Here is a 1,178-nt window from a genome sequence, read left to right as displayed (position 1 = left end):
ATGCCGGGCAGCTGCATGGCCGAAAGCTTCGCTGCTATGGACATCACCCGGAAGTTGGCGGCCAGGCTCATGGACTCTGCGACCTCAACGAACAGGAATTCGTCTCCGCCCCAGGTGTAACGGGCCTCCAACACGGCGGGTTCCGGGCTGCTCATTGTGCCTCCATCAGATCGGGGACGGTTTCAAGGAATTTCGAGTGGTGGGTGACGGCCGCAAATTCGGGCCGGCTCAGCAGCTTCTTGTGCACCGGGATGGTGGTTTTGACGCCTTCGATGCGGGTCTCATCCAGGGCCGTCAGCATCGCCCCAATGGCCGCTTCGCGGGTGTCCGCATGCACAATCAGCTTGGCCATCAGGGAGTCGTAGTACGGAGTGACCGTGGAACCGGTCTCCACCCCGGTGTCCACCCTGACGCCTGCGCCGGCGGGCCAGTCCATGGCCGTGATGAGGCCAGGGCTGGGGAAGAAGTGGTGGTCGGGGTCCTCGGCATTTATACGGCATTCGATGGAGTGGCCATTGAATGCGATGTCGTCCTGGCGGAGGGACATCGCCCCGGTGAACGCGATCTGCAGCTGTTCGCGGATCAGATCGACGCCCGTGATTTGCTCGGTGATCGGGTGCTCAACCTGGATACGGGTGTTCATTTCGATGAACGCCGCTTCATGGTTGACCGGGTCATAGAGGAATTCGACCGTTCCGGCGCCGCTGTAGCCGCACTCGCGGGCGAGTTCCACGGAGGAATCCCGGATCCTCTGGCGGACGTGGTCCGGGAGGTCCGGCGCCGGTGCTTCTTCAATGACCTTCTGGGAGCGCCGTTGCATAGAGCAGTCGCGGTCGCCGAGATGGATGAAGTTTGTTCCATCGCCGAGGACCTGTACCTCCACGTGACGGGCATGCTGGACAAAGCGTTCCAGGTAAACGGTGGGATCGCCGAAGACAGCAGCCGCTTCGCCGCGTGTCTGCTCAATGGATTCCAGAAGCTAGCCTTCGCTGTGCACAAAGCGGATGCCCCGGCCGCCGCCGCCGGCGGAAGCCTTGATCACGAGCGGGTAGCCGATGCTGCGGGCGCTTTCTACGGCGTCGGCCGCCGGATCGAGGGGGCCGTCCGAGCCACGGAGCACGGGGACGCCAGCCTTCCGGGCCGATTCCCTCGCCAAGGACTTATTGCCCCTCATGGCG

At 63.5% G+C, this 1,178-nt stretch carries 1 protein-coding gene and 1 pseudogene; both read right to left on the bottom strand.

Annotation, left to right across the window (positions count from 1 at the left end):
• Positions 1-151 precede the first annotated feature (151 nt).
• Entirely contained in the window at positions 152-547 is a 396-nt protein-coding gene (locus LQV45_RS34185) for a hypothetical protein (protein ID WP_230012303.1), read from the bottom strand.
• Positions 548-613: 66 nt separating this feature from the next.
• A pseudogene (locus LQV45_RS34180) lies at positions 614-1,174 on the bottom strand (acetyl-CoA carboxylase biotin carboxylase subunit); the annotation flags it as partial.
• Positions 1,175-1,178: the final 4 nt, after the last annotated feature.

The sequence above is a fragment of the Microbacterium sp. Bi128 genome (assembly GCF_918698205.1).
Note: the sequence above shows the minus strand (reverse complement) of the source record. Positions and strands in the feature narration are given on the sequence as shown.

Excerpts from the sequence above, each read along its gene's own strand:
- LQV45_RS34185 (WP_230012303.1), bottom strand. The coding sequence starts at position 547 with ATGTCCCTCCGCCAGGACGACATCGCATTCAATGGCCACTCCATCGAA.